Source organism: Defluviimonas salinarum, from assembly GCF_026013545.1.
Taxonomy (GTDB): domain Bacteria; phylum Pseudomonadota; class Alphaproteobacteria; order Rhodobacterales; family Rhodobacteraceae; genus Albidovulum; species Albidovulum salinarum.
The window spans coordinates 175,243-200,014 of record NZ_JAPDOG010000003.1 but is presented as its reverse complement, the minus strand read 5'-3'; the positions used below and the strand labels follow the sequence as shown (position 1 = coordinate 200,014).

General features: G+C 66.4%; 27 protein-coding genes. 26 read left to right on the top strand and 1 reads right to left on the bottom strand.

The features are described from left to right. Positions 1 to 69: 69 nt before the first annotated feature. Positions 70 to 774, bottom strand: coding sequence for a phytochelatin synthase family protein (locus OM960_RS05015; RefSeq protein WP_263333408.1), 705 nt, complete (start codon positions 772 to 774; stop codon positions 70 to 72). Between the two features lie 288 nt (positions 775 to 1,062). Here OM960_RS05015 and OM960_RS05010 point away from each other — a divergent pair, with 288 nt between their 5' ends. The 26 genes from OM960_RS05010 (at position 1,063) to OM960_RS04885 (ending at position 24,764) form a co-directional block, all read left to right on the top strand. After that, complete coding sequence (locus OM960_RS05010; RefSeq protein ID WP_264771241.1) at positions 1,063 to 2,226, top strand: isovaleryl-CoA dehydrogenase; 1,164 nt, start codon at positions 1,063 to 1,065, stop codon at positions 2,224 to 2,226. A 45-nt stretch (positions 2,227 to 2,271) separates the two neighbouring features. Next, the gene (locus tag OM960_RS05005) at positions 2,272 to 3,876 is read left to right on the top strand and encodes a carboxyl transferase domain-containing protein (protein WP_264771240.1); all 1,605 of its coding nucleotides are present in this window, start codon (positions 2,272 to 2,274) and stop codon (positions 3,874 to 3,876) included. A 3-nt stretch (positions 3,877 to 3,879) separates the two neighbouring features. Next, positions 3,880 to 4,443 carry a thermonuclease family protein gene (locus OM960_RS05000; RefSeq protein ID WP_264771239.1) on the top strand — a complete coding sequence of 188 codons (564 nt, stop codon included), beginning with the start codon at positions 3,880 to 3,882 and terminating at the stop codon, positions 4,441 to 4,443. Then, entirely contained in the window at positions 4,443 to 4,880 is a 438-nt protein-coding gene (locus OM960_RS04995) for an ASCH domain-containing protein (protein WP_264771238.1), read from the top strand. Before OM960_RS05000 ends, OM960_RS04995 begins: the two co-directional genes overlap by 1 nt. Positions 4,881 to 4,965: 85 nt before the next feature. Further along, positions 4,966 to 6,894, top strand: a complete 1,929-nt coding sequence (locus tag OM960_RS04990) for an acetyl-CoA carboxylase biotin carboxylase subunit (RefSeq protein ID WP_263333398.1) — start codon at positions 4,966 to 4,968, stop codon at positions 6,892 to 6,894. Next, entirely contained in the window at positions 6,891 to 7,547 is a 657-nt protein-coding gene (locus OM960_RS04985; protein WP_263333397.1) for a glutathione S-transferase family protein, read from the top strand. The genes OM960_RS04990 and OM960_RS04985 overlap by 4 nt, the downstream gene beginning before the upstream one ends. Further along, on the top strand, positions 7,540 to 8,391 hold the full coding sequence (locus OM960_RS04980) for a hydroxymethylglutaryl-CoA lyase (RefSeq protein ID WP_264771237.1): 852 nt from the start codon (positions 7,540 to 7,542) through the stop codon (positions 8,389 to 8,391). Before OM960_RS04985 ends, OM960_RS04980 begins: the two co-directional genes overlap by 8 nt. 28 nt (positions 8,392 to 8,419) lie before the next feature. Continuing rightward, positions 8,420 to 9,202 (top strand): crotonase/enoyl-CoA hydratase family protein, encoded by a 783-nt coding sequence (locus OM960_RS04975; protein ID WP_264771236.1) that lies wholly within the window; start codon positions 8,420 to 8,422, stop codon positions 9,200 to 9,202. 201 nt (positions 9,203 to 9,403) lie between these two features. Then, a complete protein-coding gene (locus OM960_RS04970) occupies positions 9,404 to 9,769 on the top strand; it encodes an NADH-quinone oxidoreductase subunit A (protein ID WP_263333392.1) in 366 nt (121 codons plus the stop codon). Then, entirely contained in the window at positions 9,760 to 10,293 is a 534-nt protein-coding gene (locus OM960_RS04965) for a NuoB/complex I 20 kDa subunit family protein (RefSeq protein WP_263333390.1), read from the top strand. The genes OM960_RS04970 and OM960_RS04965 overlap by 10 nt, the downstream gene beginning before the upstream one ends. Before the next feature lie 10 nt (positions 10,294 to 10,303). Continuing rightward, complete coding sequence (locus OM960_RS04960; RefSeq protein WP_263333388.1) at positions 10,304 to 10,909, top strand: NADH-quinone oxidoreductase subunit C; 606 nt, start codon at positions 10,304 to 10,306, stop codon at positions 10,907 to 10,909. After that, the gene (locus OM960_RS04955) at positions 10,909 to 12,129 is read left to right on the top strand and encodes an NADH-quinone oxidoreductase subunit D (protein WP_263333385.1); all 1,221 of its coding nucleotides are present in this window, start codon (positions 10,909 to 10,911) and stop codon (positions 12,127 to 12,129) included. Before OM960_RS04960 ends, OM960_RS04955 begins: the two co-directional genes overlap by 1 nt. After that, positions 12,129 to 13,196: an NADH-quinone oxidoreductase subunit NuoE gene (gene nuoE / locus OM960_RS04950; RefSeq protein WP_264771235.1), complete on the top strand. Its 1,068-nt coding sequence runs from the start codon at positions 12,129 to 12,131 to the stop codon at positions 13,194 to 13,196. The genes OM960_RS04955 and nuoE overlap by 1 nt, the downstream gene beginning before the upstream one ends. Before the next feature lie 23 nt (positions 13,197 to 13,219). Further along, positions 13,220 to 13,876 (top strand): helix-hairpin-helix domain-containing protein, encoded by a 657-nt coding sequence (locus OM960_RS04945; RefSeq protein WP_490372111.1) that lies wholly within the window; start codon positions 13,220 to 13,222, stop codon positions 13,874 to 13,876. A 5-nt stretch (positions 13,877 to 13,881) separates the two neighbouring features. Then, positions 13,882 to 14,103: a DUF5337 domain-containing protein gene (locus OM960_RS04940; protein WP_264771233.1), complete on the top strand. Its 222-nt coding sequence runs from the start codon at positions 13,882 to 13,884 to the stop codon at positions 14,101 to 14,103. Positions 14,104 to 14,112: 9 nt separating this feature from the next. Continuing rightward, positions 14,113 to 15,408, top strand: a complete 1,296-nt coding sequence (nuoF, locus tag OM960_RS04935; protein WP_263333377.1) for an NADH-quinone oxidoreductase subunit NuoF — start codon at positions 14,113 to 14,115, stop codon at positions 15,406 to 15,408. Positions 15,409 to 15,539: 131 nt separating this feature from the next. After that, on the top strand, positions 15,540 to 15,821 hold the full coding sequence (locus OM960_RS04930; protein ID WP_263333375.1) for a hypothetical protein: 282 nt from the start codon (positions 15,540 to 15,542) through the stop codon (positions 15,819 to 15,821). A gap of 2 nt (positions 15,822 to 15,823) precedes the next feature. Then, positions 15,824 to 17,842 carry an NADH-quinone oxidoreductase subunit NuoG gene (gene nuoG / locus OM960_RS04925; RefSeq protein ID WP_264771232.1) on the top strand — a complete coding sequence of 673 codons (2,019 nt, stop codon included), beginning with the start codon at positions 15,824 to 15,826 and terminating at the stop codon, positions 17,840 to 17,842. Positions 17,843 to 17,844: 2 nt separating this feature from the next. Then, the gene (locus OM960_RS04920) at positions 17,845 to 18,117 is read left to right on the top strand and encodes a YNQ4 family lipoprotein (RefSeq protein WP_264771318.1); all 273 of its coding nucleotides are present in this window, start codon (positions 17,845 to 17,847) and stop codon (positions 18,115 to 18,117) included. 24 nt (positions 18,118 to 18,141) lie between these two features. Next, positions 18,142 to 19,179 carry an NADH-quinone oxidoreductase subunit NuoH gene (gene nuoH, locus OM960_RS04915; protein ID WP_263333371.1) on the top strand — a complete coding sequence of 346 codons (1,038 nt, stop codon included), beginning with the start codon at positions 18,142 to 18,144 and terminating at the stop codon, positions 19,177 to 19,179. Position 19,180: 1 nt separating this feature from the next. Further along, positions 19,181 to 19,675 carry an NADH-quinone oxidoreductase subunit NuoI gene (gene nuoI, locus OM960_RS04910; RefSeq protein WP_263333369.1) on the top strand — a complete coding sequence of 165 codons (495 nt, stop codon included), beginning with the start codon at positions 19,181 to 19,183 and terminating at the stop codon, positions 19,673 to 19,675. Beyond that, complete coding sequence (locus tag OM960_RS04905) at positions 19,672 to 20,079, top strand: carboxymuconolactone decarboxylase family protein (protein ID WP_263333368.1); 408 nt, start codon at positions 19,672 to 19,674, stop codon at positions 20,077 to 20,079. Before nuoI ends, OM960_RS04905 begins: the two co-directional genes overlap by 4 nt. Next, the gene (locus OM960_RS04900; protein WP_264771231.1) at positions 20,076 to 20,684 is read left to right on the top strand and encodes an NADH-quinone oxidoreductase subunit J; all 609 of its coding nucleotides are present in this window, start codon (positions 20,076 to 20,078) and stop codon (positions 20,682 to 20,684) included. Before OM960_RS04905 ends, OM960_RS04900 begins: the two co-directional genes overlap by 4 nt. A 67-nt stretch (positions 20,685 to 20,751) precedes the next feature. Next, a complete protein-coding gene (gene nuoK, locus OM960_RS04895; protein WP_263333366.1) occupies positions 20,752 to 21,057 on the top strand; it encodes an NADH-quinone oxidoreductase subunit NuoK in 306 nt (101 codons plus the stop codon). Positions 21,058 to 21,063: 6 nt separating this feature from the next. Further along, positions 21,064 to 23,226 (top strand): NADH-quinone oxidoreductase subunit L, encoded by a 2,163-nt coding sequence (gene nuoL / locus OM960_RS04890; protein WP_264771230.1) that lies wholly within the window; start codon positions 21,064 to 21,066, stop codon positions 23,224 to 23,226. Continuing rightward, positions 23,226 to 24,764 carry an NADH-quinone oxidoreductase subunit M gene (locus OM960_RS04885; protein WP_264771229.1) on the top strand — a complete coding sequence of 513 codons (1,539 nt, stop codon included), beginning with the start codon at positions 23,226 to 23,228 and terminating at the stop codon, positions 24,762 to 24,764. The genes nuoL and OM960_RS04885 overlap by 1 nt, the downstream gene beginning before the upstream one ends. Positions 24,765 to 24,772: the final 8 nt, after the last annotated feature.

Here is a 24,772-nt window from a genome sequence, read left to right as displayed (position 1 = left end):
GGACGGCGCAAATGCGCAAAGCCGTCCGCTGCTCGGGGCATCGCATCGGCGCGTCCATGGCAGACCGGGTCATCGAACGACGAGCAGGTATCCTCGCGAGCGATCGTCGTTGTCGGAATCCGGCGTGTTCATCGCATCGAACAACGCCGCAGCATCGACCCAGACAGGCGGGTACTTGTAGCGGGTCACGTCGAGTATGAGGAATCTGTCGGTCTCCGCATCATAGGCGCCGAGCGGCGAGATGTGACCGCCGCGTTCCTGTCCGAGACTGGAGCGGAGATAGTTGACCAGAACGAAGCTCTCCGCGTCCCCGATGCTGTCGATCGCGGCGCGCCTGAACTCCTCGAGCGAGGAGTCGGCGGCATGATGCACGCTCGCCGCCACGGAATGGGCTTCGAACATCCTGCCGAGCTCGTCGAGCGTGAGGCCGGCCCTCTCGATCCGGGCCCGGGGCTTCACGGCCTCCGTGGCAGGCGTGAAGACATTCTCCTGATCGAACATACCGAGTCCGAGGGTCATGTCAGACGCCGGACGCGGGACGTCGAGAGCATTGAGGACCATCGCGATTGAAGCCGGACCGCAGAAGGCCGGATGCACCTGGTTGGTGAAATGGATGGCAAGGTCGAAGTAATCGGCCCGGGCCTCTGCCTCGATCAGCAACGCCTGACCGTTGTCGCTGTTCAGGGCGATCAGGCTTTCCGGGAGGGGGAGGGTCTCGGCGGTCGCCTGACCGCAGAGGCCAAGGCATAGAAGGCCGAAGAGTGTCTGTCGCATTCGATCCCCCGATATTGATCCGTAGGGATACAGAATGCCATGAAGTTCCATGTGGACCAATGACCGGGGGGATCCGGCGGGTCGCACCGTCTTCGGCCTTCGCTCCGATCGAACATTCCTGTCATGCCGACCGCAGATGTTCGGCGATCCATCGAGGTCTTTTCCCCTGGATGCAGAGCGGAGCCGATTCCCAACGCCGCTGCGCGTCCCTTGCCGCAGCACCCCATTGACCCGACTCACCCTTTCGATCTATGAATTGAACGCACGTTCATTTACACGGAGGCGCCGATGTTCACCGCATCCATGAAGTTCCACCTTGGCGAGGAGATCGAGGCGCTCCGCGACATGGTCCACCGCTGGGCGCAGGAGCGCGTCAAGCCGATGGCCGCGGAGATCGATCGGTCGAACGAGTTTCCCGCCGAACTCTGGAAAGAGATGGGTGAGCTTGGCCTTCTCGGCATCACGGTGCCGGAGGAATACGGCGGTGCGGGGATGGGCTATCTCGCCCACTGCGTCGCGGTCGAGGAGATCGCGCGCGCCTCGGCCTCGGTAAGCCTCTCCTACGGCGCGCATTCCAACCTCTGCGTCAACCAGATCAAGCTCAACGGCACCGACGAGCAGAAGCGCAGGTACCTGCCGCGCCTGATCTCCGGCGAGCATGTCGGCGCGCTCGCGATGTCCGAGGCCGGGGCAGGGTCCGACGTCGTCTCGATGAAGCTCCGAGCCGAGAAGAAGAACGACCGCTACGTGCTGAACGGCACCAAGTTCTGGATCACCAACGGGCCGGACGCCGATACCCTCGTCGTCTATGCCAAGACCGACCCAGAGGCCGGATCGAAGGGCATCACCGCCTTCCTGATCGAGAAGGAAATGAAGGGTTTCTCGACCTCGAAGCACTTCGACAAGCTCGGCATGCGCGGCTCCAACACCGCCGAACTGATCTTCGACGATGTCGAGGTGCCGTTCGAGAACATCCTCGGCGAGGAGGGCAGGGGCGTCCGCGTCCTCATGTCCGGGCTCGACTACGAGCGCGTCGTGCTCTCGGCCATCGGCACCGGCATCATGGCGGCCTGCCTAGACGAGGTCATGCCCTACCTCGCGCAGCGCAAGCAGTTCGGCCAGCCGATCGGGAACTTCCAGCTCATGCAGGGCAAGATCGCCGACATGTACACCAAGATGAACTCGGCCCGCGCCTATATCTACGAGGTCGCCAAGGCCTGCGACCGCGGCGAGGTCACCCGCCAGGACGCGGCGGCCTGCGTGCTCTACGCCTCCGAGGAGGCGATGGTCGTCGCCCACCAGGCGGTGCAGGCGATGGGCGGCATGGGCTTCATGAACGAGACTCCCGTCGCCCGCATCTTCCGCGATGCGAAGCTGATGGAGATCGGCGCCGGAACATCCGAAATCCGCCGAATGCTGATCGGCCGCGAGCTGATGGGGGCGATGGCCTGAGCCAAGCCCCGCTGCGCCCTGCAACCTACTTTCGAGGCCTGACCGATGCGTCTGACTTCCTCCGTCCTCTCCACCTCCGACACCTTCCGCGCCAACCGGGCGGCGCATGAGGCGATGCTGGCGACCATTGCCGAGGCCGCCCAGCGTGCCGCCGCCGGCGGCGGCGAGAAGTCTCTCGCCCGCCACGTCGCTCGCGGCAAGATGCCGCCGCGCGAGCGGGTGGCGAACCTGCTCGATGCCGGTTCGCCTTTCCTCGAAGTCGGTGCCACCGCCGCCCACGGCATGTACGATGGCGACGCCCCCGCCGCCGGGGTCATCGCCGGGATCGGCAGGGTGCATGGCCAGGAGGTCATGGTGGTGGCCAACGACGCCACCGTGAAGGGCGGCACCTACTACCCGATGACCGTGAAGAAACACCTCCGCGCGCAGGAGATCGCCGAGGAGAACCGTCTGCCCTGCGTCTACCTCGTGGATTCGGGCGGCGCCAACCTTCCGAACCAGGACGAGGTCTTCCCCGACCGCGACCATTTCGGCCGGATCTTCTACAACCAGGCCCGGATGTCCTCCAAGGGTATCCCCCAGATCGCGGTTGTCATGGGCTCCTGCACCGCCGGCGGCGCCTACGTCCCGGCCATGTCGGACGTCTCGATCATCGTGAAGGAGCAGGGGACGATCTTCCTCGCCGGGCCGCCCCTCGTGAAGGCCGCGACCGGCGAGGTGGTCAGCGCTGAGGATCTCGGCGGCGGCGATGTCCACACCCGACTCTCCGGCGTCGCCGACTACCTCGCGGAGGACGACGCCCATGCGCTGGCGCTCGCCCGCCGCGCCATCGGCAACCTCAACCGGGCAAAGCCCGCAACCGTGCAGTGGCAGAGCCCCGAAGCCCCGGCCTACGATCCCGAGGAGATCCTCGGCCTCGTCCCCGCCGACCTGCGCACCCCCTACGACATCCGCGAGGTGATCGCGCGCGTGGTCGACGGCTCGCGCTTCGACGAGTTCAAGCCGCGCTTCGGCGAGACGCTGGTGACCGGCTTCGCCCATGTCGAGGGCTGCCCCGTCGGCATCGTTGCCAACAACGGCGTGCTCTTCTCCGAATCCGCGATCAAGGGCGCGCATTTCGTGGAACTGTGCAGCCAGCGCGGCATCCCGCTGGTGTTCCTCCAGAACATCACCGGCTTCATGGTCGGCCGCAAATACGAGAACGAGGGCATCGCCCGGCACGGCGCCAAGATGGTGACGGCGGTGGCCACCACCAATGTGCCAAAGATCACCATGCTGGTCGGCGGCTCCTTCGGCGCCGGCAACTACGGCATGGCGGGGCGCGCCTACAGCCCCCGTTTCCTCTGGACCTGGCCCAATTCCCGCATCTCGGTGATGGGCGGCGAACAGGCGGCGGGCGTCTTGGCCACCGTCAAGCGCGACGGGATCGAGCGGGCAGGGGGCACATGGAGTCCCGAGGAAGAGGCCGAGTTCAAGCGCCCCACCATCGAGATGTTCGAGGAACAGTCGCATCCGCTCTACGCCTCGGCCCGGCTCTGGGACGACGGCATCATCGACCCGAGAAAGACCCGCGAGGTGCTGGGCCTCAGCCTTTCGGCGGCGCTGAACGCGCCGATCGAGCCGACCCGCTTCGGCGTCTTCCGGATGTGAGCGATGGCGAAACGGCGCAATAACCTGATCCGCTTCAGCCGGGACTACCGACGGCCGCTCAGGCGGAGCGCGGGTGTGCCGCCGCACCGGAAGAGCCGGTCCCGGCGGCTCGCCGATCCGCGCGTCTACCTGAATGCGGTGATCGTGGTCGCGTCGGTCGGGCTCATCCTCTTGCCGGGCGTCGCCGACGCGACCCTCGCGGTGACGCGACCGGTCGCCTCGACAGGCGGCGCCTGCCGCATCTACCGCGTCGTCGACGGCGATACGGTCCGGATGTGGTGCGCGGACGGAGGAGAGACGCCGGCGCGGCTCACCGGCTACGACACGCCCGAGCTCTTCTCGCCGTCCTGCCCTTCCGAACTCGCCGCCGCGATCCGCGCGAAATGGGCGCTGCGCCAGGCGATATGGCGGGCCGAAACGGTGGAACTGGTCCGCGAGGGCGAGGATCGCTACGGCCGCGCGCTGGTCGCGCTCATCGTCGATGGCGAACCGGTCCAGCGGCGGATGATCGAGGACGGCCACGCCCGCCCCTATGCGGGCGGCCGGCGCGCCGGATGGTGCGCGTGATGGCGGCGAAACCGAACACGATCCTCACGCTTCAGGCCGCGAAAGCGCGGTATCCGGGCGCCGAGACCTTCACCTTCGGCGACAGCCGCGCGCTTTGCGATAGGCTCCTGGCGCTCGTCCGTTCGGGGGCCAAGACCGCGACCTGCGGCGCGCTTCGGGACTTCGAAGCCGGAGCGGACCCGATGCCGGTCGTCGGTCGGCGCGATATCGCGCTCGACTGGGACGGCGCGCCCGCTCTGGTGATCGAAACCCGCGAGGTCGCGATCCGGCGATTCCGCGACATCGGTGAGGACTTCGCGCTCGCCGAGGGAGAGAACGACACGCTCGAAGGCTGGCGCGCCGGCCATCGCCGCTTCTTCGAACGCAATGGCGGCTTCGATACGGATATGGATCTCGTCTGCGAGCGCTTCCGGCTGATCGAGGATCTCGGCTCATGACATCCTCCCGCCTTTCTTCATTGCCCAAATACCCCACGGGGGTCCGGGGGTGTGAAACCCCCGGCCGTGCCAGAAGGACGAACGCATGTTCTCGAAAATCCTGATCGCGAACCGGGGCGAGATCGCCGCCCGCGTCATTGACAGCTGCCGCAAGCTCGGCGTCGCCACCGTTGCGGTCTATTCCGATGCCGACGCCACTGCGCGCCATGTCGCGATGGCCGACGAGGCGGTGCATGTCGGTGGCCCCCGCCCGGCCGACAGTTACCTCAGGGGCGACGCGATCATCGCGGCGGCGCTGGCCACGGGTGCAGAGGCGATCCACCCCGGCTACGGGTTTCTTTCGGAAAACCCGGACTTCGTCGACGCCGTCGAGAAGGCGGGGCTGGTCTTTATCGGCCCGTCCTCGGCCGCGATCCGGGCGATGGGTCTCAAGGACGCCGCGAAGGCGCTGATGGAGAAGGCGGGCGTGCCCGTCGTGCCCGGCTACCACGGTGACAACCAGGATCCGGAGCACCTTGCCGGCGCGGCCGACGCGATCGGCTATCCGGTGCTGATCAAGGCGGTCGCGGGCGGCGGCGGCAAGGGGATGCGGCTCGTGGAGCGGGCGAAGGACTTCGCCGACGCGCTCGAAAGCGCGCGAGGCGAGGCGCAGACCGCCTTCGGCAATCCCGCCGTGCTGATCGAGAAATACATCGAGAAGCCGCGCCATATCGAGGTGCAGGTCTTCGGCGACGGCACCCGCGCCGTCCACCTCTTCGAGCGCGACTGCTCGCTCCAGCGCCGCCACCAGAAGGTGATCGAGGAGGCGCCCGCGCCCGGCATGACCGAGGAGATGCGCCAGGCGATGGGCCAGGCCGCGGTGCGCGCGGCCGAGGCGATCGGCTACAAGGGCGCGGGCACGGTCGAGTTCATCGTCGACGGGTCCGAAGGCCTGCGGCCCGACCGCTTCTGGTTCATGGAGATGAACACGCGGTTGCAGGTCGAACACCCGGTGACCGAGGCGATCACCGGCATCGACCTCGTCGAATGGCAGCTCCGCGTCGCCTCCGGCGAACCGCTGACCTCGCGGCAGGAGGATATCCGCCTTGCGGGCCATGCCTTCGAGGCGCGGCTCTATGCCGAGGACGTGCCGGCGGGCTTCCTGCCGGCGACCGGGACGCTCTCGCACCTGCATTTCCCCGACGGCGCGCGCGCCGATACCGGCGTGCGCCCCGGCGACACGATCAGCCCCTGGTACGACCCGATGATTGCCAAGATCATCGTCCACGGGCCGACCCGCGCCATAGCGCTCTCGAAACTCACCGCCGCGCTCGAGGATACCGAGGTCGCCGGGTCGGTGACGAACCTGTCGTTCCTTGCCGCGCTCGCGCGCCACGAGGGTTTCCGCGCGGGCGACGTCGATACCGGCCTCATCGCCCGCGACCTCGCCGCGCTGACCGCTGCGGCCGCGCCGGGACTTGCCGTGCAGGCGCTGGCCGCGCTCGGCGCGGCCGGGCTCGCGGATGGCGGCGCCGCGATGGCGGGCTTCGCGCTCTGGGCACCCTTGCGCCGGACGGTGACCCTCGACGGGTTCGACGCGGTGGTCGAGGCGCTCGGCCCCGGCCGGGCGCGGGTGACGATCGAAGGCGACGTCGCCGATTGCGCGCTGCATTCCGGCGCCTGGTGGGTGAACGGCCGTCCCGCCGGCGCGCGGATCGTGCTGACGCCGGGCACCGTCAGCATCTTCGGTCCCGGCGCCTGGCATTTCGGCCTGACCGATCCCCTCGACCGGCAGAGCGCCGATGCCGGTGGTGGGCTCACGCTCTCGCCGATGCCGGGTCTCGTGAAGGCGGTCTTCGTCACCGCCGGGCAGGCGGTCGCGGCTGGCGATCGGCTCGCGGTGCTCGAGGCGATGAAGATGGAGCATACCCTGACCGCCGCCCGCGACGGCACGGTGGCCGAGGTGCTGGTCGCGGCCGGAACCCAGGTCGAGGCCGGCGCCGCGCTGGTGCGGCTCGAGGAGGAGGAGGCGTGATCCGCCTCCACCATTGCCACCAGACGCGCTCGATGCGTTCGCTCTGGCTGCTCAACGAGCTTGATCTGAAATTCCACGTGGTGCTGCATCCATTCGATAGATCGCTGCGCTCGCTCGACTATCTATCGGTGAACCCGGCCGGCAGGGTGCCAGCGCTGGAGATCGACGAAAGGGTGATCTGGGAGAGCGGCGCCATCACCGAATATCTCTGCGAACGGTTCCCGGAGCCCGAACTCGGCCGCGCGCCGGGGGATCCGGAGCGGATCGACTGGCTGATCTGGGTGCATTTCGCCGAGACGATCAGCCAGCACACGGCTGCGCTCACGCAGCAGCATATCGCGCTTTATGACGACGCGATGCGCAGCCCTGTGGTGATGCGGATCGAGGCGAAGCGGCTGGAAAAATGCTACGGCGCGCTGGAGCGGCGGCTGCTTGGGCGCACGCATCTCCTGGACCGCGGCTTCTCGGCCGCCGATATCGGCGTGGGTCAGGCGCTCTACATGGCGCGCCACTTCGCCCGGCTCGAGGCGTTCCCGACGCTCGCCGCCTGGTACGACCGGGTGACGGCGCGGCCCGCCTTCAAGAAGGCATTGCCGCCGAAGCGGGCCGAACTGCTCTACAAGCGCGACTTCTACGAGGCATGGGATGGCTGAACGCGTCGAGATCGTCGAAATGGGGCCGCGCGACGGGCTCCAGAACGAAAAGCGGATCATTCCGACGGAGGAGAAGATCGCGCTCGTCGACTGCCTCAGCCGCGCCGGGTTCCGGCGGATCGAGGTGGCGAGCTTCGTTTCCCCGAAATGGGTGCCGCAAATGGCCGACAGCGCCGCGGTGCTGGCGGGGATCACGCGGGCGAAGGGCGTGTCCTATGCGGCGCTGACGCCGAACATGAAGGGCTACGAGGCGGCGAAGGCCGCCCGGGCCGACGAGGTGGCGATCTTCGCCTCGGCATCGGAAGGCTTTTCAAAAGCCAACCTGAACTGCACCATCGCCGAGAGCCTCGATCGCTTCCGCCCGGTGGTCGAGGCGGCGCGGGCCGACGGGATCCCGGTCCGGGGCTATGTCTCGGTCGTGACCGATTGCCCCTATGACGGCGCCATTGCGCCGGCCGCGGTGGCGAAGGTGGCCGGGGCCTTGCGCGACATGGGCTGCTATGAACTCAGCCTCGGCGACACGATCGGCCAGGGGCGCCCGGAGACGATCGACGCGATGCTGGCCGCGGTGCTTGAGGAGTTGCCAGCGGAGCGGCTTGCCGGGCACTATCACGACACGGCGGGCCGGGCGCTCGCCAATATCGAGGCGTCGCTGGCGCGGGGCCTCAGGGTCTTCGACGCCGCCGTCGGCGGTCTGGGCGGCTGCCCCTACGCGCCTGGTGCTGCGGGCAATGTCGCGACCGAGGCGGTCGAGGCGCGGCTTCGGGCGCTCGGCTACGCGACAGGGCTCGACTGCGACTGCCTCGCGAAGGCGGCGGCCATGGCGCGCGCGATGCGCGGGTGACTGGGGCGGCATGGAACGGGAGACGGCAATGTACGAGACGATCAGCCTCAACTGTGACGACCGGGGAGTGGCGCGGCTCACGCTCGACCGGCCCGAGAAGCACAACGCGCTCTCGGCCAAGATGATCGCTGAATTGACCGAGGCCGCGGGGCAGCTCGGGCGCGATCCCGCGGTGCGGGCGGTCATCCTGACCGGAGCCGGGGAGACCTTCTGCGCGGGCGGCGACCTTGGCTGGATGCGCGAGCAGATCGCAGCGGACGGTGCGACTCGGGCGCGCGAGGCCACCAAGCTCGCGATGATGCTGAACACGCTCAACACCTGCCCGAAGCCGGTGATCGGCCGGATCCAGGGCAACGCTTTCGGCGGCGGCGTCGGCATGGCCGCGGTCTGCGACGTCGCGATCGGCGCGGCGCAGGCGCGGTTCGGCCTGACCGAGACGAAGCTCGGCCTGATTCCCGCGACGATCGGGCCCTATGTGCTGGCCCGGTTGGGCGAGGCGATGGCGCGGCGCGTCTTCATGTCCGCGCGGCTTTTCGGCGCCGAAGAGGCGGTGACGCTCGGGCTTCTCGCCCGCGCGGTCGCGCCGGAGGATCTGGACGGTGCCGTCGAGGCCGAGGTCGCGCCCTATCTCGCCTGTGCTCCGGGCGCAGTCGCGGAGGCCAAGGCGCTGGCCCGCAGGCTCGGGCCGCGGATCGACGAGGCGGTGATCGCCGAGACGATCGAGGCGCTGGTCCGGCGCTGGGAAAGCGCCGAGGCGGCGGAGGGAATCGCGGCCTTCTTCGACAAGCGCGCGCCATCGTGGAAGAGTTGAACGGCGACAAGGGCATTGACGGTCGGAGGCCTGCCGATGACTTGGCCAGCTAGCGGTAACTGTCCATCACGTCCGACATTTTCCGCACCGTCCGCGACATATTGGCGGCCTCCTTCGGTTGACCCCGTCAGGGCGGGGGAGTAAACGGGCCGGAGCCATATCACGCGCCGGTGATCCCCGCGCGAGACGAAGGAGCCAACGGTGGACGAGCTGCTGCGAGAATACCTTCCCATCCTCATCTTCCTCGCCATGGCCATCGGCCTTGGCCTCGTGCTGATCCTCGCGGCCGCGGTGATCGCGTTCCGCAACCCGGATCCGGAGAAGGTTTCGGCCTACGAATGCGGCTTCAACGCCTTCGACGACGCGCGGATGAAGTTCGACGTGCGCTTCTACCTCGTCTCGATCCTGTTCATCATCTTCGACCTCGAAGTGGCCTTCCTCTTCCCCTGGGCGGTGGCGTTCAAGGACGTCTCGACGGTCGGGTTCTGGTCGATGATGGTGTTCCTCGCCGTGCTGACGATCGGCTTTGCCTATGAGTGGAAGAAGGGGGCGATGGAATGGGCGTGATGACGGGTGCCAACACCGCCGGCGCCGACCGCGAGGTCGCGACCCAGGCGCTGAACCGCGAGCTGCAGGACAAGGGTTTTCTGCTGACCACGACCGAGGACATCATCAACTGGGCGCGGAACGGCTCCTTGCACTGGATGACCTTCGGCCTTGCCTGCTGCGCCGTCGAGATGATGCACACCTCGATGCCGCGTTACGACCTCGAGCGGTTCGGCACCGCACCGCGCGCCTCCCCGCGCCAGTCGGACCTGATGATCGTCGCCGGTACGCTGACGAACAAGATGGCGCCCGCGCTCCGCAAGGTCTACGACCAGATGCCCGAACCGCGCTACGTCATCTCGATGGGCTCCTGCGCAAATGGCGGGGGCTATTACCACTACAGCTACTCGGTGGTGCGCGGCTGCGACCGCATCGTGCCGGTCGACATCTACGTCCCGGGCTGCCCGCCGACCGCCGAGGCGCTTCTCTACGGCATCCTGCAACTGCAGCGCCGCATCCGCCGCACCGGCACGCTCGTTCGCTGAGGAGAGTTCCATGACCGAAGACCTTCAGGAACTCAGCCTCCATATCGAGCTCAAGCGCCCCGACGAGGTGGTCGCGACCGAGATCGCGTATGGCGAACTCAACGTCACCGTGACCGTCGCGGGTCTCGTCAACTTCGTCGAGTTCCTCCGCGCCGACCGCAACTGCCGCTTCTCGACGCTCGTCGACATCACCGCGGTGGACTATCCCGAGCGCGCCCAGCGGTTCGACGTCGTCTACCACTTCCTCTCGATGTACCAGAACGCCCGCATCCGCGTCCGCGTCCAGGTCCGAGAGGACGAGATGGTGCCCTCGATCATCGGCATCCATCCGTCCGCCAACTGGTTCGAGCGGGAAGTCTACGACATGTTCGGGGTCATCTTCACCGGCCATCCCGACATGCGCCGCATCCTCACTGACTACGGCTTCCGGGGCCATCCGCTTCGGAAGGACTTCCCGACCACGGGCTATACCGAGGTGCGCTATGACGAGGCGCTGAAGCGTGTGGTCTACGAGCCGGTGAAGCTGACCCAGGATTACCGGCAGTTCGATTTCATGAGCCCCTGGGAGGGCGCGGAATACATCCTTCCGGGCGACGAGAAACAGGGGGCGAAATGATGGACGGCTCCAGAGGCTATGACGACGCCCAGACGGGCGAACAGCGGATCCGCAACTTCAACATCAACTTCGGTCCGCAGCACCCCGCGGCGCACGGCGTTCTGCGCCTTGTGCTGGAGCTGGACGGCGAGGTGGTGGAGCGGTGCGATCCCCATATCGGCCTTCTCCACCGCGGCACCGAGAAGCTGATGGAGAGCCGCACCTACCTGCAGAACCTGCCCTATCTCGACCGGCTCGACTATGTCGCGCCGATGAACCAGGAACATGCCTGGTGCCTCGCGATCGAGAAGCTGACCGGGGTCGAGGTGCCGCGCCGGGGCTCGCTGATCCGGGTGCTATACTCCGAGATCGGCCGCATCCTGAACCACCTCCTCAACGTCACCACGCAGGCGATGGACGTCGGCGCGCTGACGCCGCCCCTCTGGGGCTTCGAGGAGCGCGAGAAGCTCATGGTCTTCTATGAGCGCGCGTGCGGAGCGCGGCTCCACGCCGCCTATTTCCGCCCCGGCGGCGTGCACCAGGACCTGCCCGACGATCTCCTGAACGACATCGAGGAATGGGCGCATGCCTTCCCGAAGGTCATCGACGATCTCGACGGGCTTCTGACCGAGAACCGCATCTTCAAGCAGCGCAATGCCGATATCGGCATCGTGACCGAGGAAGACGCGCTGAAATGGGGCTATTCCGGCGTCATGGTGCGCGGTTCGGGAATGGCCTGGGACCTGCGCCGCGCCCAGCCCTACGAATGCTACGACGAGTTCGACTTCAAGATCCCCGTCGGCAAGAACGGCGACTGCTATGACCGCTATCTCTGCCGCATGGAGGAGATGCGCCAGTCGACCTCGATGATCCATCAGGCGATCGCCAAGCTCAGGGCCCCCGAGGGCAAGGGCGACGTGCTCGCCCGCGGCAAGCTCAGCCCGCCGAAGCGCGGCGAGATGAAGCGCTCGATGGAGGCGCTGATCCACCACTTCAAGCTCTACACCGAGGGCTTCCACGTGCCGGCGGGCGAGGTCTATGCCGCCGTCGAGGCGCCCAAAGGCGAGTTCGGGGTCTACCTCGTCGCCGACGGCACCAACAAGCCCTACCGCGCCAAGCTGCGCGCGCCGGGCTACCTGCATCTGCAGTCGATCGACTGGATGGCCTCGGGCCATCTCCTGGCGGACGTCGCCGCGATCATCGGCACCATGGATATCGTTTTCGGAGAGGTGGATCGCTGATGTTGCGCCGTCTTCACCCGGTTCAACCGGACAGCTTTGCCTTCACGCCCGCGAACCTCGCCTGGGCGGAGGGCCAGATTTCGAAATACCCCGAGGGCCGGCAGGCCTCGGCGGTCATCCCGCTCCTGTGGCGCGCGCAGGAGCAGGAGGGCTGGCTTTCCCGCGCAGCCATCGAGCATGTCGCCGACATGCTGGGGCTGGCGCATATCCGGGCGCTGGAAGTGGCCACGTTCTACTTCATGTTCCAGCTGCAACCCGTTGGCTCTGTTGCCCATATCCAGATCTGCGGCACCACGTCCTGCATGATCTGCGGGGCCGAGGACCTGATCAAGGTCTGCAAGGAGAAGATCGCGCCTCAGGCGCATCAGCTCTCGGCCGACGGCAAGTTCTCCTGGGAAGAGGTCGAGTGCCTTGGCGCCTGCACCAACGCGCCGATGGCCCAGATCGGCAAGGACTATTACGAGGACCTGACGGCGGAGAGCTTCGCGAAGCTCCTCGACGACATGGCCGCCGGCAAGGTGCCGGTGCCGGGTCCGCAGAATGGCCGCTACGCCTCCGAGCCGCTTTCGGGGCTGACGAGCCTCACCGAATACGAGGCCGGCAAGGCGAAGCACAACGCCTCCGTCCAGCTCGCGACCGATATCGGCGACACGCTGAAGCGGATCGACGGGACCGAGGTGCCGCTCCTGACGCCGTGGCTCGGCAAGGCAGCGAAGCCCGCCTCAAAGGCCGCCGCCAAGGCCGAAGCGAAACCGGCGCCCGCGAAAGCTGCCGGCGCGGCGAAACGGCCGCAGGCGCTCGACGTTGCGCGGGAGGGCGGGGCGGACGACCTCAAGAAGATCAAGGGCGTCGGGCCGAAGCTCGAGGAGCTTCTGAACAGCCTCGGCTTCTACCATTTCGACCAGATCGCCGCCTGGACGGCCGAGGAACTGGCCTGGGTCGACGAGAACCTCGAGGGCTTCAAGGGGCGGGCGAGCCGCGACGGCTGGGTGGAGCAGGCGAAGCTTCTGGCCGCGGGCGGTGATACCGAGTTCTCGGCGCGGGTCGAGAAGGGCGACGTCTACTAGGGATCGTGACGGGATTGGGAGCGATGTCGGGGACTGCACGGGCGGCTTGCCGCCGCACAACATGGGCCGTGGCGGCCGCGGGCGGTGTGCTCGTGGCGCTGGTGCTCGTGTATGTGGCGCAGATTCCCGTCGCCGGTTCCCTCGTTGCGGGGCTCGCTGTCTTCGCCGCGCTCGGTCTGGTCTTCGTCTGGTCATTCTGCGGCCGCGCGGAGCAGGTCGCGGCCGTGCCGGTCACGCACGCAAGGCCGGAGCCTGAGAAGGACGCGAAAGAGGACGAGCCCGTTGAGACCCGGCCGGTGGCCAACGATCTGCGGAAGGTCGCGCAGGGTGTTTCCGCGGCGAGCACGGGGCTCGATGCGGCGCTCGCCAAGTCGAAGGAGCGGGTGCCGGCCGCGTCGCCGGAACGGCTCGCGGCCCCGCGGCGCGGGCGGGCTGACGATCTGCAGCTGATCAAGGGCGTGGGGCCGGCGATTGAAGAGCAGCTGAACGAGATCGGGATCTGGCACTTCGACCAGATCGCGTCGTGGAAGGCACGGGATATCGCCTTCGTCGACAGCCTGATGGTCGGCTTTCACGGCCGCATCACCCGCGACGAGTGGGTGAAGCAGGCAAAGATCCTGGCCCGTGGCGGCCAGACCGAGTTTTCAGAGCGCGCCGCGAGCGCGGCGCGCGGTGAGTGAGTTCGATGGGCGCACCGAACCAGAAGGACCAGGGGCTCGCGCGGGAAGCGCGGGGGGTGGCGGTGGTGATCGCCGCCACGGGTCTTCTGTGGCTCGGCGCGCAATGGCTGGTCGGGCCGGGCGACCGTTACGCCGTTCTGTTCGACCTGGCAGCTTTGGCCGCGTTCTTCTGGGCGCTGGTTGTAACCTGGCGGATCTGGCGGCGTCAAAAGCGCCAGGGGGAATGAGGATTTGACATGCTGAAAGATCAGGACCGGATCTTTACCAACCTCTACGGGATGCATGACCGGACCCTGGCCGGCGCGAAGAAGCGCGGCCACTGGGACGGCACCGCCGGCATCCTGAAGCAGGGCCGCGACTGGATCATCGACCAGATCAAGGCGTCGGGCCTGCGCGGCCGGGGCGGGGCGGGCTTCCCCACCGGCCTCAAGTGGTCCTTCATGCCGAAGCAGTCGGATGGCCGCCCGTCCTATCTCGTCGTCAACGCCGACGAATCCGAGCCCGGCACCTGCAAGGACCGGGAGATCATGCGCCATGATCCCCATACGCTGATCGAGGGCTGCCTGATCGCCTCGTTCGCGATGGGCGCGAACGCCTGCTACATCTACATCCGCGGCGAATACATCCGCGAGCGCGAGGCGCTGCAGGCGGCGATCGACGAGGCCTATGACGCCGGGCTCGTCGGCAAGAACGCCTGCAAGTCGGGCTTCGACTTCGACATCTACGTCCACCACGGCGCCGGCGCCTATATCTGCGGCGAGGAAACGGCACTTCTGGAAAGCCTCGAAGGCAAGAAGGGCATGCCGCGGATGAAGCCGCCGTTCCCGGCCGGCGCGGGGCTTTACGGCTGCCCGACCACGGTGAACAACGTGGAATCGATCGCCGTCGTGCCGACGATCCTGCGCCGCGGCGCGGACTGGTTCGCCTCCTTCGGGCGGCCGAACAACACCGGCACCAAGCTCTTCGGCATCTCCGGCCATGTCGCCAACCCTTGTGTCGTCGAGGAGGCGATGTCGATCCCGCTGAAGGAGCTTCTGGAGAAGCACTGCGGCGGGGTCCGGGGCGGCTGGAAGAACCTCAAGGCGGTGATCCCCGGCGGTTCCTCGGTGCCGATGCTGACCGCGGCCCAGTGCGACGACGCGATCATGGACTTCGACTGGCTCAGGGAGCAGCGCTCGGGCCTCGGTACCGCCGCCGTGATCGTGATGGATCAGTCGACCGACGTCATCAAGGCGATCTGGCGGCTCTCGAAGTTCTACAAGCACGAGTCCTGCGGCCAGTGCACGCCCTGCCGCGAAGGCACCGGCTGGATGATGCGGGTCATGGACCGGCTGGTGAAGGGCGAGGCAGAGGTCGAGGAGATCGACATGCTCCTCGACGTCACCAAGCAGGTCGAGGGCCACACGATCTGCGCCCTCGGCGATGCCGCCGCCTGGCCGATCCAGGGCCTCATCCGCCATTTCCGCGGCGAGATCGAGGACCGGATCAAGGCGAAGCGTACGGGCCGCACGGGCGCGATGGCGGCGGAATAACCCATGCACCCGACCGGCCACCATATCGCGGAACCGACCAGCGGGCAGCTCCGGCGCCTGCCGAATGATCCGCGCGCGGTGGTGTCCATGGGTCTGTCTAGTTTTCACAGCACCAGAGGGGAGAAGGCGGAATGATGGTCCTCTCCTTCCTCGGTCCGCTGGTCGCCTCGGTCCTCTACGTCGTCGTCTTCCAGAAGGCGGGCTTTCGCGGGCCGATCCTCTCGGTCTGCGCGGCGCCCGTGCTCGGCCTGCTGCTCTCTCGCGCGTTGATCGGCACGCTCCACATGGAGGGCGGCATGGTCTTCGCGTTCCTGATTCCGACGGCGCTGTCGCTCGCGCCGCTTTTCGTTCTGGCCTTCATGGCCTGGCCGCCGGTGGGCGCACCGGCCGACCGAACTTCCACGGAGAAATAACGATGTCCAACCTCCGCAAGATCATCATCGACGATATCGAGGTCGAGGTGGATCCCTCGATGACGCTGATCCAGGCCTGCGAGGAGGCTGGGGTCGAGATCCCGCGCTTCTGCTATCACGAGCGTCTTTCCATCGCCGGCAACTGCCGGATGTGTCTGGTCGAAGTGGTCGGCGGCCCGCCGAAGCCCGCCGCCTCCTGCGCGATGCAGGTCAAGGACCTGCGGCCGGGGCCGAACGGCGAACCCTCGGTGATCAAGACCAATTCGCCGATGGTCAAGAAGGCCCGCGAGGGAGTGATGGAGTTCCTCCTGATCAACCACCCGCTCGACTGCCCGATCTGCGACCAGGGCGGGGAGTGCGATCTGCAAGACCAGGCAATGGCTTACGGCGTGGACTTCTCGCGCTACCGGGAGCCTAAGCGGGCTTCGGAGGATCTCGATCTCGGGCCTCTGGTCGCGACGACGATGACCCGCTGCATCTCCTGCACCCGCTGCGTGCGCTTCACGACCGAGGTCGCGGGCATCACCCAGATGGGCCAGACCGGGCGCGGCGAGGATTCGGAGATCACCTCGTATCTCAACACCACGCTCGATTCGAACCTTCAGGGCAACATCATCGACCTCTGCCCGGTCGGCGCGCTGACCTCGAAGCCCTACGCCTTCACCGCGCGTCCGTGGGAACTGACCAAGACCGAGACGATCGATGTGATGGACGCGCTCGGCTCGAACATCCGGGTCGACACCAAGGGCCGCGAAGTGAAGCGCATCCTGCCGCGCAACCATGACGGCGTGAACGAGGAGTGGATCTCCGACAAGACCCGCTTCGTCTGGGACGGCCTGCGCCGCCAGCGGCTCGACACGCCCTATGTCCGAGAGAACGGCAAGCTGCGCAAGGCGTCGTGGGGCGAGGCGCTTGCCGCTGCTGCCGCCGCGATGAAGGGCAGGAAGGTCGTGGGCCTCGTGGGCGATCTCGCCCCGGTCGAGGCGGCGTTCTCGCTCAAGGCGATCGTCGAGGGGCAGGGCGGCACGGTCGAATGCCGCACCGACGGCGCGCGTCTGCCCGCCGGCAACCGCTCGGCCTATGTCGGCACCGCGAAGATCGAGGACATCGACACGGCCCGCGCGATCATGCTGATCGGCACCGATCCGCGGATCGAGGCGCCGGTGCTGAACGCGCGCATCCGCAAGGCCTGGATCAACGGCGCTAAGATCGGCGTGATCGGGCCGAAGATGGATCTGACCTACGACTATTTCCATCTCGGCACCGGGCGCGAGGCGCTGACGGAACTGACCTCGAAGCCGCATGAGGATGCGCTCGGCAAGGAGACGCTGGTCATCGTCGGCCAGGGCGCGCTGCGCGAAGCCGACGGCGAGGCGGTGCTCGCCCATGCGATGAAGTTCGCGGAGATGACCGAGTCGAAGCTCCTCGTCCTGCACACCGCGGCCTCCCGCGTTGGTGCGATGGACGTGGGCGCGGTGACCGAGGGCGGGCTTGTCGCGGCGCTCGAGGGCGCGGAGGTCATCTACAATCTCGGCGCCGACGAGGTGGAGATCGCCAAGGGTGCCACGGTGATCTACCAGGGCAGCCACGGCGACCGCGGCGCGCACCGCGCCGACATCATCCTGCCGGCGGCGGCCTATACCGAGGAGAACGGGCTCTTCGTCAACACCGAGGGCCGGCCCCAACTCGCGATGCGCGCGGGCTTCGGCGCCGGCGAGGCGAAGGAAAACTGGGCGATCCTGCGCGCGCTCTCGGCCGAGCTGGACGCGGTGCTGCCCTGGGACACGCTCGCGGGGCTCCGCCGCGCGCTGGTCGAGGCGCATCCGCATCTGGGTGCGATCGACGAGGTGGCCCAGAACGAATGGCAGCCGCTCGAGCTCCGGGCGCCGGGCAAGGCGGAGTTCCTGACCGCGGTCAAGGACTTCTACCTGACGAACCCGATCGCGCGCGCCTCCGAGGTCATGGCCGAACTCTCGGCGCTGGCCAGAGCGCGGGCCGAGCGGCCGCTGGCGGCGGAGTGAGCATGACGCATCCGCCACACGGTCAGGCACATGTTCCCGGCGGTCCCGCCGGGCGCCTGGCCTGCGCCGTGGCCGCGGATGCTCACGTCCGCTACGCGGCGGAAAAGTACGGCAGATTCGCGCAGCAGATGCGCAGGAAAGTGAAGGAAGAGGGTGGCGTTTGGAGCGCGGATGCTGTTTACAGCATCACGCCGACGCTGCCCCGGAGGCTGACGACCACCGATGCCGAAACGGCGGTGGCCGACTGCGCCGAACGCGGCATACCAACGGTCTAGATCGGACGGGCTGAGGAAAAAAGAATGGCGGAATTTCTGGCAACACCACTGGGCACGTTCCTGCTGATCGCGGTGCAGGGCTTGGGCATCATCGCCTTCGTCATGCTGTCGCTGCTTTTCCTCGTCTATGGCGACCGGAAGATCTGGGCGGCGGTGCAGATGCGCAAGGGCCCGAACGTCGTCGGCGCCTTCGGCCTCTTGCAGTCGGTGGCCGACGCGCTGAAATACGTGGTCAAGGAGATCGTCGTCCCGGCCGGGTCCGACAAGTTCGTCTTCTTCCTCGCCCCGATGCTTTCCTTCGTGCTCGCGGTCCTCGCCTGGGCGGTGATTCCGTTCCATCCGGGCTGGGTTCTGGCCGACATCAACGTCGCGATCCTCTTCGTCTTCGCGGTGTCGTCGCTCGAGGTCTACGGCGTGATCATGGGCGGCTGGGCGTCGAACTCGAAATACCCGTTCCTGGGGAGCCTCCGCTCCGCCGCACAGATGATTTCCTACGAGGTCTCGCTCGGCCTCATCATCATCGGCGTGATCATCTCGACCGGCAGCATGAACTTCTCGGCGATCGTCGCCGCGCAGGACGGCAACCTCGGGCTCTTCAACTGGTACTGGCTGCCGCATCTGCCGATGGTGGTGCTGTTCTTCGTCTCGGCACTGGCCGAGACAAACCGCCCGCCCTTCGACCTGCCGGAAGCGGAATCGGAACTCGTCGCCGGGTTCATGGTCGAGTATTCCTCGACTCCCTACCTCCTCTTCATGGCCGGCGAATACATCGCGATCTTCCTGATGTGTGCGCTGATCTCGCTTCTCTTCTTCGGCGGCTGGCTCTCGCCCATCCCGTTCCTGCCGGACGGCTGGTGGTGGATGGTCGCGAAGATGTGGGTCTTCTTCTTCATGTTCGCGATGGTGAAGGCGATCGTCCCGCGCTACCGCTACGACCAGCTCATGCGGATCGGCTGGAAGGTGTTCCTGCCGCTGTCGATCGGCTGGGTGGTGATCGTCTCGTTCCTCGCGAAATTCGAAGTGCTGGGCGGCTTCTGGGCCCGCTGGGCGATTGGGGGCTGATATGGCGAATATCGACTACAACCGCGCGGCGAAGTACTTTCTGCTCGCCGATTTCATCAAGGGCTTCGGGCTTGGGCTGAAGTACTTCTTCGCGCCGAAGGCGACGCTGAACTACCCGCACGAGAAAGGGCCGCTCTCGCCCCGCTTCCGCGGCGAACATGCGCTCCGCCGCTATCCGAATGGCGAGGAGCGCTGCATCGCCTGTAAGCTCTGCGAGGCGATCTGCCCGGCGCAGGCGATCACCATCGACGCCGAACCGCGCGAGGACGGCTCGCGCCGCACCACGCGCTACGACATCGACATGACGAAGTGCATCTACTGTGGCTTCTGCCAGGAGGCCTGCCCGGTCGACGCCATCGTCGAGGGGCCGAACTTCGAGTTCGCCACCGAGACGCGCGAAGAGCTGTTCTACGACAAGGCCAAGCTCCTCTCCAATGGCGAGCGCTGGGAAGCCGAAATCGCCCGCAACCTCGAACTGGATGCACCCTACAGATGACCGACGCCTTCGGTAAACTCTTCCAGCAGATGATGGAGCAGGGCCAGGAAATGGCCCGCGCCTTCAATCCTGCGCTGGAGAATTTCAAGGGCGCCGATCTCGACAAGCTCTTCCCCACCATGTCGAAGGACATGATGGAGATGTGGTTCGGCAAGACCTTCAACCGCGAGGGGCTCGACGCCCGGACGCGGCTCCTGGTCACCGTGGCGGCGCTCACGGTTCTCGGCGCGCAGGCCGAGCCGCAGATGAAACTGACGATCCGCCACGCGCTTGAGGCCGGGGCGACGAAGCGGGAGATCGCGGAAGTGATCTACCAGATGAGCATGTTCGGCGGGGTGCCCGCCATGAGCCGCGCGCTGGAGATCGCGCAGCGGGTCTTCGATGAGATGGGAGATGACGCATGAGCGTTCTGGTCTTCGCCTTCTACCTCTTCGCCATCACGGCGGTGGCCGCGGGCCTGATGGTGGTCATGGCCCGCAACCCGGTCCATTCGGTGCTGTGGCTGATCCTCGCCTTCCTCTCCTCGGCGGGGCTCTTCGTGCTCCTCGGGGCCGAGTTTGTGGCGATGCTCCTGATGATCGTCTATGTCGGCGCGGTCGCGGTGCTGTTCCTCTTCGTGGTGATGATGCTCGACGTCGATTTCGCCGAGCTGAAGGGTGAGATGGCGCGCTACATGCCGCTCGGGCTTCTCATCGGCGTGGTGATCCTGATGCAGCTCGGCATCGCCTTCGGCGCCTGGGAAACGGCCGAGACGGCCGAGGCCATGCGCGGCGCGGTGACGCCTGAGGGAGTGCAGAACACCGCCGCGCTCGGGTTGCTGATCTACGACAAGTACATCCTCCTGTTCCAGCTCGCCGGGGTGATCCTGCTCGTGGCGATGATCGGCGCGATCGTGCTGACGCTGCGGCACCGCAAGGACGTCAAGCGCCAGAACGTGCTCGCCCAGATGTGGCGCGATCCGGCCAAGGCGATGGAGCTCAAGGACGTGAAGCCGGGGCAGGGGCTGTGACACAAATTTTCTGCGAAAATTTGCTCGATTTTTCGCCGAAGAATCGCAATCGGACGGGGGCAATGAAATGATCGGTCTCACTCACTACCTCGGCGTTGCCGCCGCCTTGTTCGTGATCGGCATCTTCGGAATCTTCCTCAACCGGAAGAACGTCATCGTCATCCTGATGTCGATCGAGCTGATGCTGCTCGCCGTCAACATCAACTTCGTTGCCTTCTCGTCGTTCCTCCACGACCTCGTCGGCCAGGTCTTCACGATGTTCGTCCTGACCGTCGCCGCCGCCGAGGCCGCGATCGGGCTCGCGATCCTCGTCTGCTTCTTCCGCAACCGCGGCACCATCGACGTCGAAGACGTCAACGTGATGAAAGGGTAACGGCAAATGGAAACGATCATCCTTCTTGCCCCCCTCGTCGGCGCGATCATCGGCGGCTTCGGCTGGCGCGTGATCGGCGAGACCGGCGCGATGGCGGTGACGACGGGCCTCCTGTTCCTCGCCTGTCTTCTCAGCTGGATCGTGTTCTTCACCTTCGATGGCACGACGAGCCACGTCCATGTGCTGGATTTCATCCGGTCTGGCTCGCTCGACACCTCCTGGGCGATCCGGCTCGACCGGCTGACCGCGATCATGCTGATCGTGGTGACGACGGTATCGGCGCTCGTCCACCTCTATTCCTGGGGCTACATGGCCCATGACGAGAACTGGCGCGAGGGGGAGGTCTACAAACCGCGCTTCTTCGCCTATCTCTCGTTCTTCACCTTCGCGATGCTCGCGCTCGTGACCTCTGACAACCTCGTCCAGATGTTCTTCGGCTGGGAGGGCGTGGGCGTCGCGTCCTACCTGCTGATCGGCTTCTACTACCGGAAGGCCTCGGCCAACGCCGCCGCGATCAAGGCCTTCGTGGTCAACCGGGTCGGTGACTTCGGCTTCGCGCTCGGCATCTTCGGTCTGTTCTACCTCGTCGACAGTATCAACATGGACGATGTCTTCGCCGCCGCGCCGACGCTGGCCGAGACGCAGCTCACCTTCCTCTGGACCGAGTGGAACGCCGCGAACCTCCTCGCGTTCCTTCTTTTCGTCGGCGCGATGGGCAAGTCGGCGCAGCTCTTCCTGCACACCTGGCTGCCGGACGCGATGGAGGGCCCGACGCCGGTTTCCGCGCTCATCCACGCCGCGACCATGGTGACGGCGGGCGTGTTCCTCGTCTGCCGCATGTCGCCCCTCTTCGAATACGCACCGGAGGCCAAGACCTTCGTGATGTATATCGGCGCGGCGACGGCGTTCTTCGCGGCGACGGTGGGTCTCGTTCAGAACGACATCAAGCGCGTCATCGCCTATTCGACCTGTTCGCAGCTCGGCTACATGTTCGTGGCCGCGGGCGCGGGCGTCTACGGCGCGGCGATGTTCCACCTCTTCACGCATGCCTTCTTCAAGGCGATGCTGTTTCTCGGTGCCGGCTCGGTCATCCACGCGATGCACCACGAGCAGGACATGCGGAACTACGGCGCCCTGCGCACGAAGATCCCCTATACCTACTGGGCGATGATGATCGGGACGCTCGCCATCACCGGCGTCGGCATCCCGCTCACCTCGATCGGCTTCGCGGGCTTCCTGTCGAAGGATGCGATCATCGAGAGCGCGTTCGCGAGCGGCAATTCCTTCGCCTTCTGGGCGCTTGTCATCGCGGCGCTCTTCACGAGCTTCTACTCCTGGCGGCTCATCTTCATGACCTTCTACGGCGAGGCGCGCGGCGATCACCACGCCCATGACCACGCCCATGAGAGCCCGATGACGATGATCGCGCCGCTCGGCGTGCTGGCGCTCGGCGCGGTCTTCGCCGGCATGCTCTGGTACAAGCCATTTTTCGGCGATCACGACCGGATGGTCACCTTCTTCGCGATGCCCGCCCATGCCGAAGCCGGCGCCGAAGCCGGGCACGGCGAGGCTGCGACCGAGGCCACGGCCACCGAAGGCCACGGTGAGGCAACGACAGCGGAAGCGACCGCGACCGAGGGTCACGGCGAGGCCGCGGCCACTGCCGAGGCACCGGCCGAGGAGGGCCATGCCGTTGCGGCCGCCGGCCATGCGCCGGAAGGGGCGATCTACATGTCGGAGGCCTCGAACACGGTCCTCGACGAGGCGCACCACGCACCGGCCTGGGTCAAGGTCTCGCCCTTCGTGGCGATGCTGATCGGGTTCTTCACCGCCTGGGTCTTCTACATCAAGGATCCCTCGATACCCGGCCGCCTCGCGGCGCAGCAGCCGATCCTCTACCGGTTCCTGCTCAACAAGTGGTACTTCGACGAGATCTTCGACGCGATCTTCGTGAATCCGGCGAAGCGGCTCGGCACGTTCCTGTGGAAGCGCGGTGACGGCAATGTCATCGACGGCACGATCAACGGCGTGGCGATGGGCTTCATCCCGACGCTGACGCGGATCGTGAACCGGGCGCAGTCCGGATATCTCTTCCACTACGCCTTCGCGATGGTCATCGGCATCGCGCTTCTGATCACCTGGATGACGCTCTCGGGGGGCGCGCACTAATGGAAAACCTGCTTTCCATCATCACCTTCGTGCCCCTGATCGCGGCAGCGATCCTGGCGCTGTTCCTCAAGGGCGACGACGCCGCGGCGCGCAAGAACGCCAAATGGGTGGCGCTGCTCGCGACCACGGTGACGTTCCTCGTCTCGCTGTTTCTCATCTCGGGCTTCAATCCGAACGACACCGGCTTCCAGTTCGTGGAAGAGCGGGAATGGATCATGGGCTTCAAGTACAAGGTCGGCGTCGACGGGATCTCGATCCTGTTCGTGCTGCTCACCACGTTCCTGATGCCGATCACGATCCTGTCGTGCTGGGAGGTCGAGACCCGGGTAAAGGAATACATGGTCGCCTTCCTCGTCCTCGAAGGGCTGATGATCGGCGTCTTCGTGGCGCTCGATCTCGTGCTCTTCTACCTCTTCTTCGAGGCGGGCCTCATCCCGATGTTCCTGATCATCGGCATCTGGGGCGGCAAGGACCGGATCTACGCGGCCTTCAAGTTCTTCCTCTACACCTTCCTCGGCTCGGTCCTGATGCTGGTCGCGATGATCGCGATGTATGTCGATGCCGGCACGACCGACATCCCGACGCTGCTCACGCACCAGTTCGCCTCCGAGACGCTGAACGTGCTTGGTTTCCGCATCGTCGGCGGCATGCAGACGCTTCTGTGGCTCGCCTTCTTCGCCTCCTTCGCGGTGAAGATGCCGATGTGGCCGGTCCATACCTGGCTGCCGGACGCCCACGTCCAGGCGCCGACGGCGGGCTCGGTCGTGCTGGCGGCGATCCTTCTGAAGATGGGCGGCTACGGCTTCCTGCGCTTCAGCTTGCCGATGTTCCCGATCGCCTCGGACCTTCTCGCCGGGCTCATCTTCTGGATGTCGGCGATCGCGATCGTCTACACCTCGCTCGTGGCGCTCGCGCAGTCGGACATGAAGAAGCTGATCGCCTATTCCTCGGTCGCCCACATGGGCTACGTCACGATGGGCATCTTCGCGGCGAACCAGCAGGGCATCGACGGCGCGATCTTCCAGATGCTGAGCCACGGCTTCATCTCCGGCGCGCTCTTCCTTTGCGTCGGCGTGATCTACGACCGGATGCATACCCGCGAGATCGACGCCTATGGCGGGCTCGTGAACCGGATGCCCGCCTATGCGCTGATCTTCATGTTCTTCACGCTCGCCAATGTCGGCCTGCCGGGAACCTCCGGCTTCGTCGGCGAGTTCCTGACCCTCATGGGCATCTTCCAGGTCAACACCTGGGCTGCCGCGGTCGCGACTTCGGGCGTGATCCTCTCTGCCGCCTATGCGCTCTGGCTCTACCGCCGGGTCGTCTTTGGGGATCTCATCAAGGAGAGCCTGAAGACCATCACCGACATGACCCGCCGCGAGAAGGCGATCTTCGCGCCGCTGGTCGCGATGACGCTGATCCTCGGCGTCTACCCGAGCCTCGTGACCGACATGATCGGACCTTCGGTCGCGGCGCTCGTCTCCGACTACCATGCCGCCATCCCCGCCGACTCGTCGGTGCAGCTGGCCAGCCACTGAGGAAAACC

Excerpts from the sequence above, each read along its gene's own strand:
- OM960_RS05015 (WP_263333408.1), bottom strand. The coding sequence starts at position 774 with ATGCGACAGACACTCTTCGGCCTTCTATGCCTTGGCCTCTGCGGTCAG.
- OM960_RS05010 (WP_264771241.1), top strand. The coding sequence starts at position 1,063 with ATGTTCACCGCATCCATGAAGTTCCACCTTGGCGAGGAGATCGAGGCG.
- OM960_RS05005 (WP_264771240.1), top strand. The coding sequence starts at position 2,272 with ATGCGTCTGACTTCCTCCGTCCTCTCCACCTCCGACACCTTCCGCGCC.
- OM960_RS05000 (WP_264771239.1), top strand. The coding sequence starts at position 3,880 with ATGGCGAAACGGCGCAATAACCTGATCCGCTTCAGCCGGGACTACCGA.
- OM960_RS04995 (WP_264771238.1), top strand. The coding sequence starts at position 4,443 with ATGGCGGCGAAACCGAACACGATCCTCACGCTTCAGGCCGCGAAAGCG.
- OM960_RS04990 (WP_263333398.1), top strand. The coding sequence starts at position 4,966 with ATGTTCTCGAAAATCCTGATCGCGAACCGGGGCGAGATCGCCGCCCGC.
- OM960_RS04980 (WP_264771237.1), top strand. The coding sequence starts at position 7,540 with ATGGCTGAACGCGTCGAGATCGTCGAAATGGGGCCGCGCGACGGGCTC.
- OM960_RS04975 (WP_264771236.1), top strand. The coding sequence starts at position 8,420 with ATGTACGAGACGATCAGCCTCAACTGTGACGACCGGGGAGTGGCGCGG.
- OM960_RS04965 (WP_263333390.1), top strand. The coding sequence starts at position 9,760 with ATGGGCGTGATGACGGGTGCCAACACCGCCGGCGCCGACCGCGAGGTC.
- OM960_RS04960 (WP_263333388.1), top strand. The coding sequence starts at position 10,304 with ATGACCGAAGACCTTCAGGAACTCAGCCTCCATATCGAGCTCAAGCGC.
- OM960_RS04955 (WP_263333385.1), top strand. The coding sequence starts at position 10,909 with ATGGACGGCTCCAGAGGCTATGACGACGCCCAGACGGGCGAACAGCGG.
- nuoE (WP_264771235.1), top strand. The coding sequence starts at position 12,129 with ATGTTGCGCCGTCTTCACCCGGTTCAACCGGACAGCTTTGCCTTCACG.
- OM960_RS04945 (WP_490372111.1), top strand. The coding sequence starts at position 13,220 with ATGTCGGGGACTGCACGGGCGGCTTGCCGCCGCACAACATGGGCCGTG.
- OM960_RS04940 (WP_264771233.1), top strand. The coding sequence starts at position 13,882 with ATGGGCGCACCGAACCAGAAGGACCAGGGGCTCGCGCGGGAAGCGCGG.
- nuoF (WP_263333377.1), top strand. The coding sequence starts at position 14,113 with ATGCTGAAAGATCAGGACCGGATCTTTACCAACCTCTACGGGATGCAT.
- OM960_RS04930 (WP_263333375.1), top strand. The coding sequence starts at position 15,540 with ATGATGGTCCTCTCCTTCCTCGGTCCGCTGGTCGCCTCGGTCCTCTAC.
- nuoG (WP_264771232.1), top strand. The coding sequence starts at position 15,824 with ATGTCCAACCTCCGCAAGATCATCATCGACGATATCGAGGTCGAGGTG.
- OM960_RS04920 (WP_264771318.1), top strand. The coding sequence starts at position 17,845 with ATGACGCATCCGCCACACGGTCAGGCACATGTTCCCGGCGGTCCCGCC.
- nuoH (WP_263333371.1), top strand. The coding sequence starts at position 18,142 with ATGGCGGAATTTCTGGCAACACCACTGGGCACGTTCCTGCTGATCGCG.
- nuoI (WP_263333369.1), top strand. The coding sequence starts at position 19,181 with ATGGCGAATATCGACTACAACCGCGCGGCGAAGTACTTTCTGCTCGCC.
- OM960_RS04905 (WP_263333368.1), top strand. The coding sequence starts at position 19,672 with ATGACCGACGCCTTCGGTAAACTCTTCCAGCAGATGATGGAGCAGGGC.
- OM960_RS04900 (WP_264771231.1), top strand. The coding sequence starts at position 20,076 with ATGAGCGTTCTGGTCTTCGCCTTCTACCTCTTCGCCATCACGGCGGTG.
- nuoK (WP_263333366.1), top strand. The coding sequence starts at position 20,752 with ATGATCGGTCTCACTCACTACCTCGGCGTTGCCGCCGCCTTGTTCGTG.
- nuoL (WP_264771230.1), top strand. The coding sequence starts at position 21,064 with ATGGAAACGATCATCCTTCTTGCCCCCCTCGTCGGCGCGATCATCGGC.
- OM960_RS04885 (WP_264771229.1), top strand. The coding sequence starts at position 23,226 with ATGGAAAACCTGCTTTCCATCATCACCTTCGTGCCCCTGATCGCGGCA.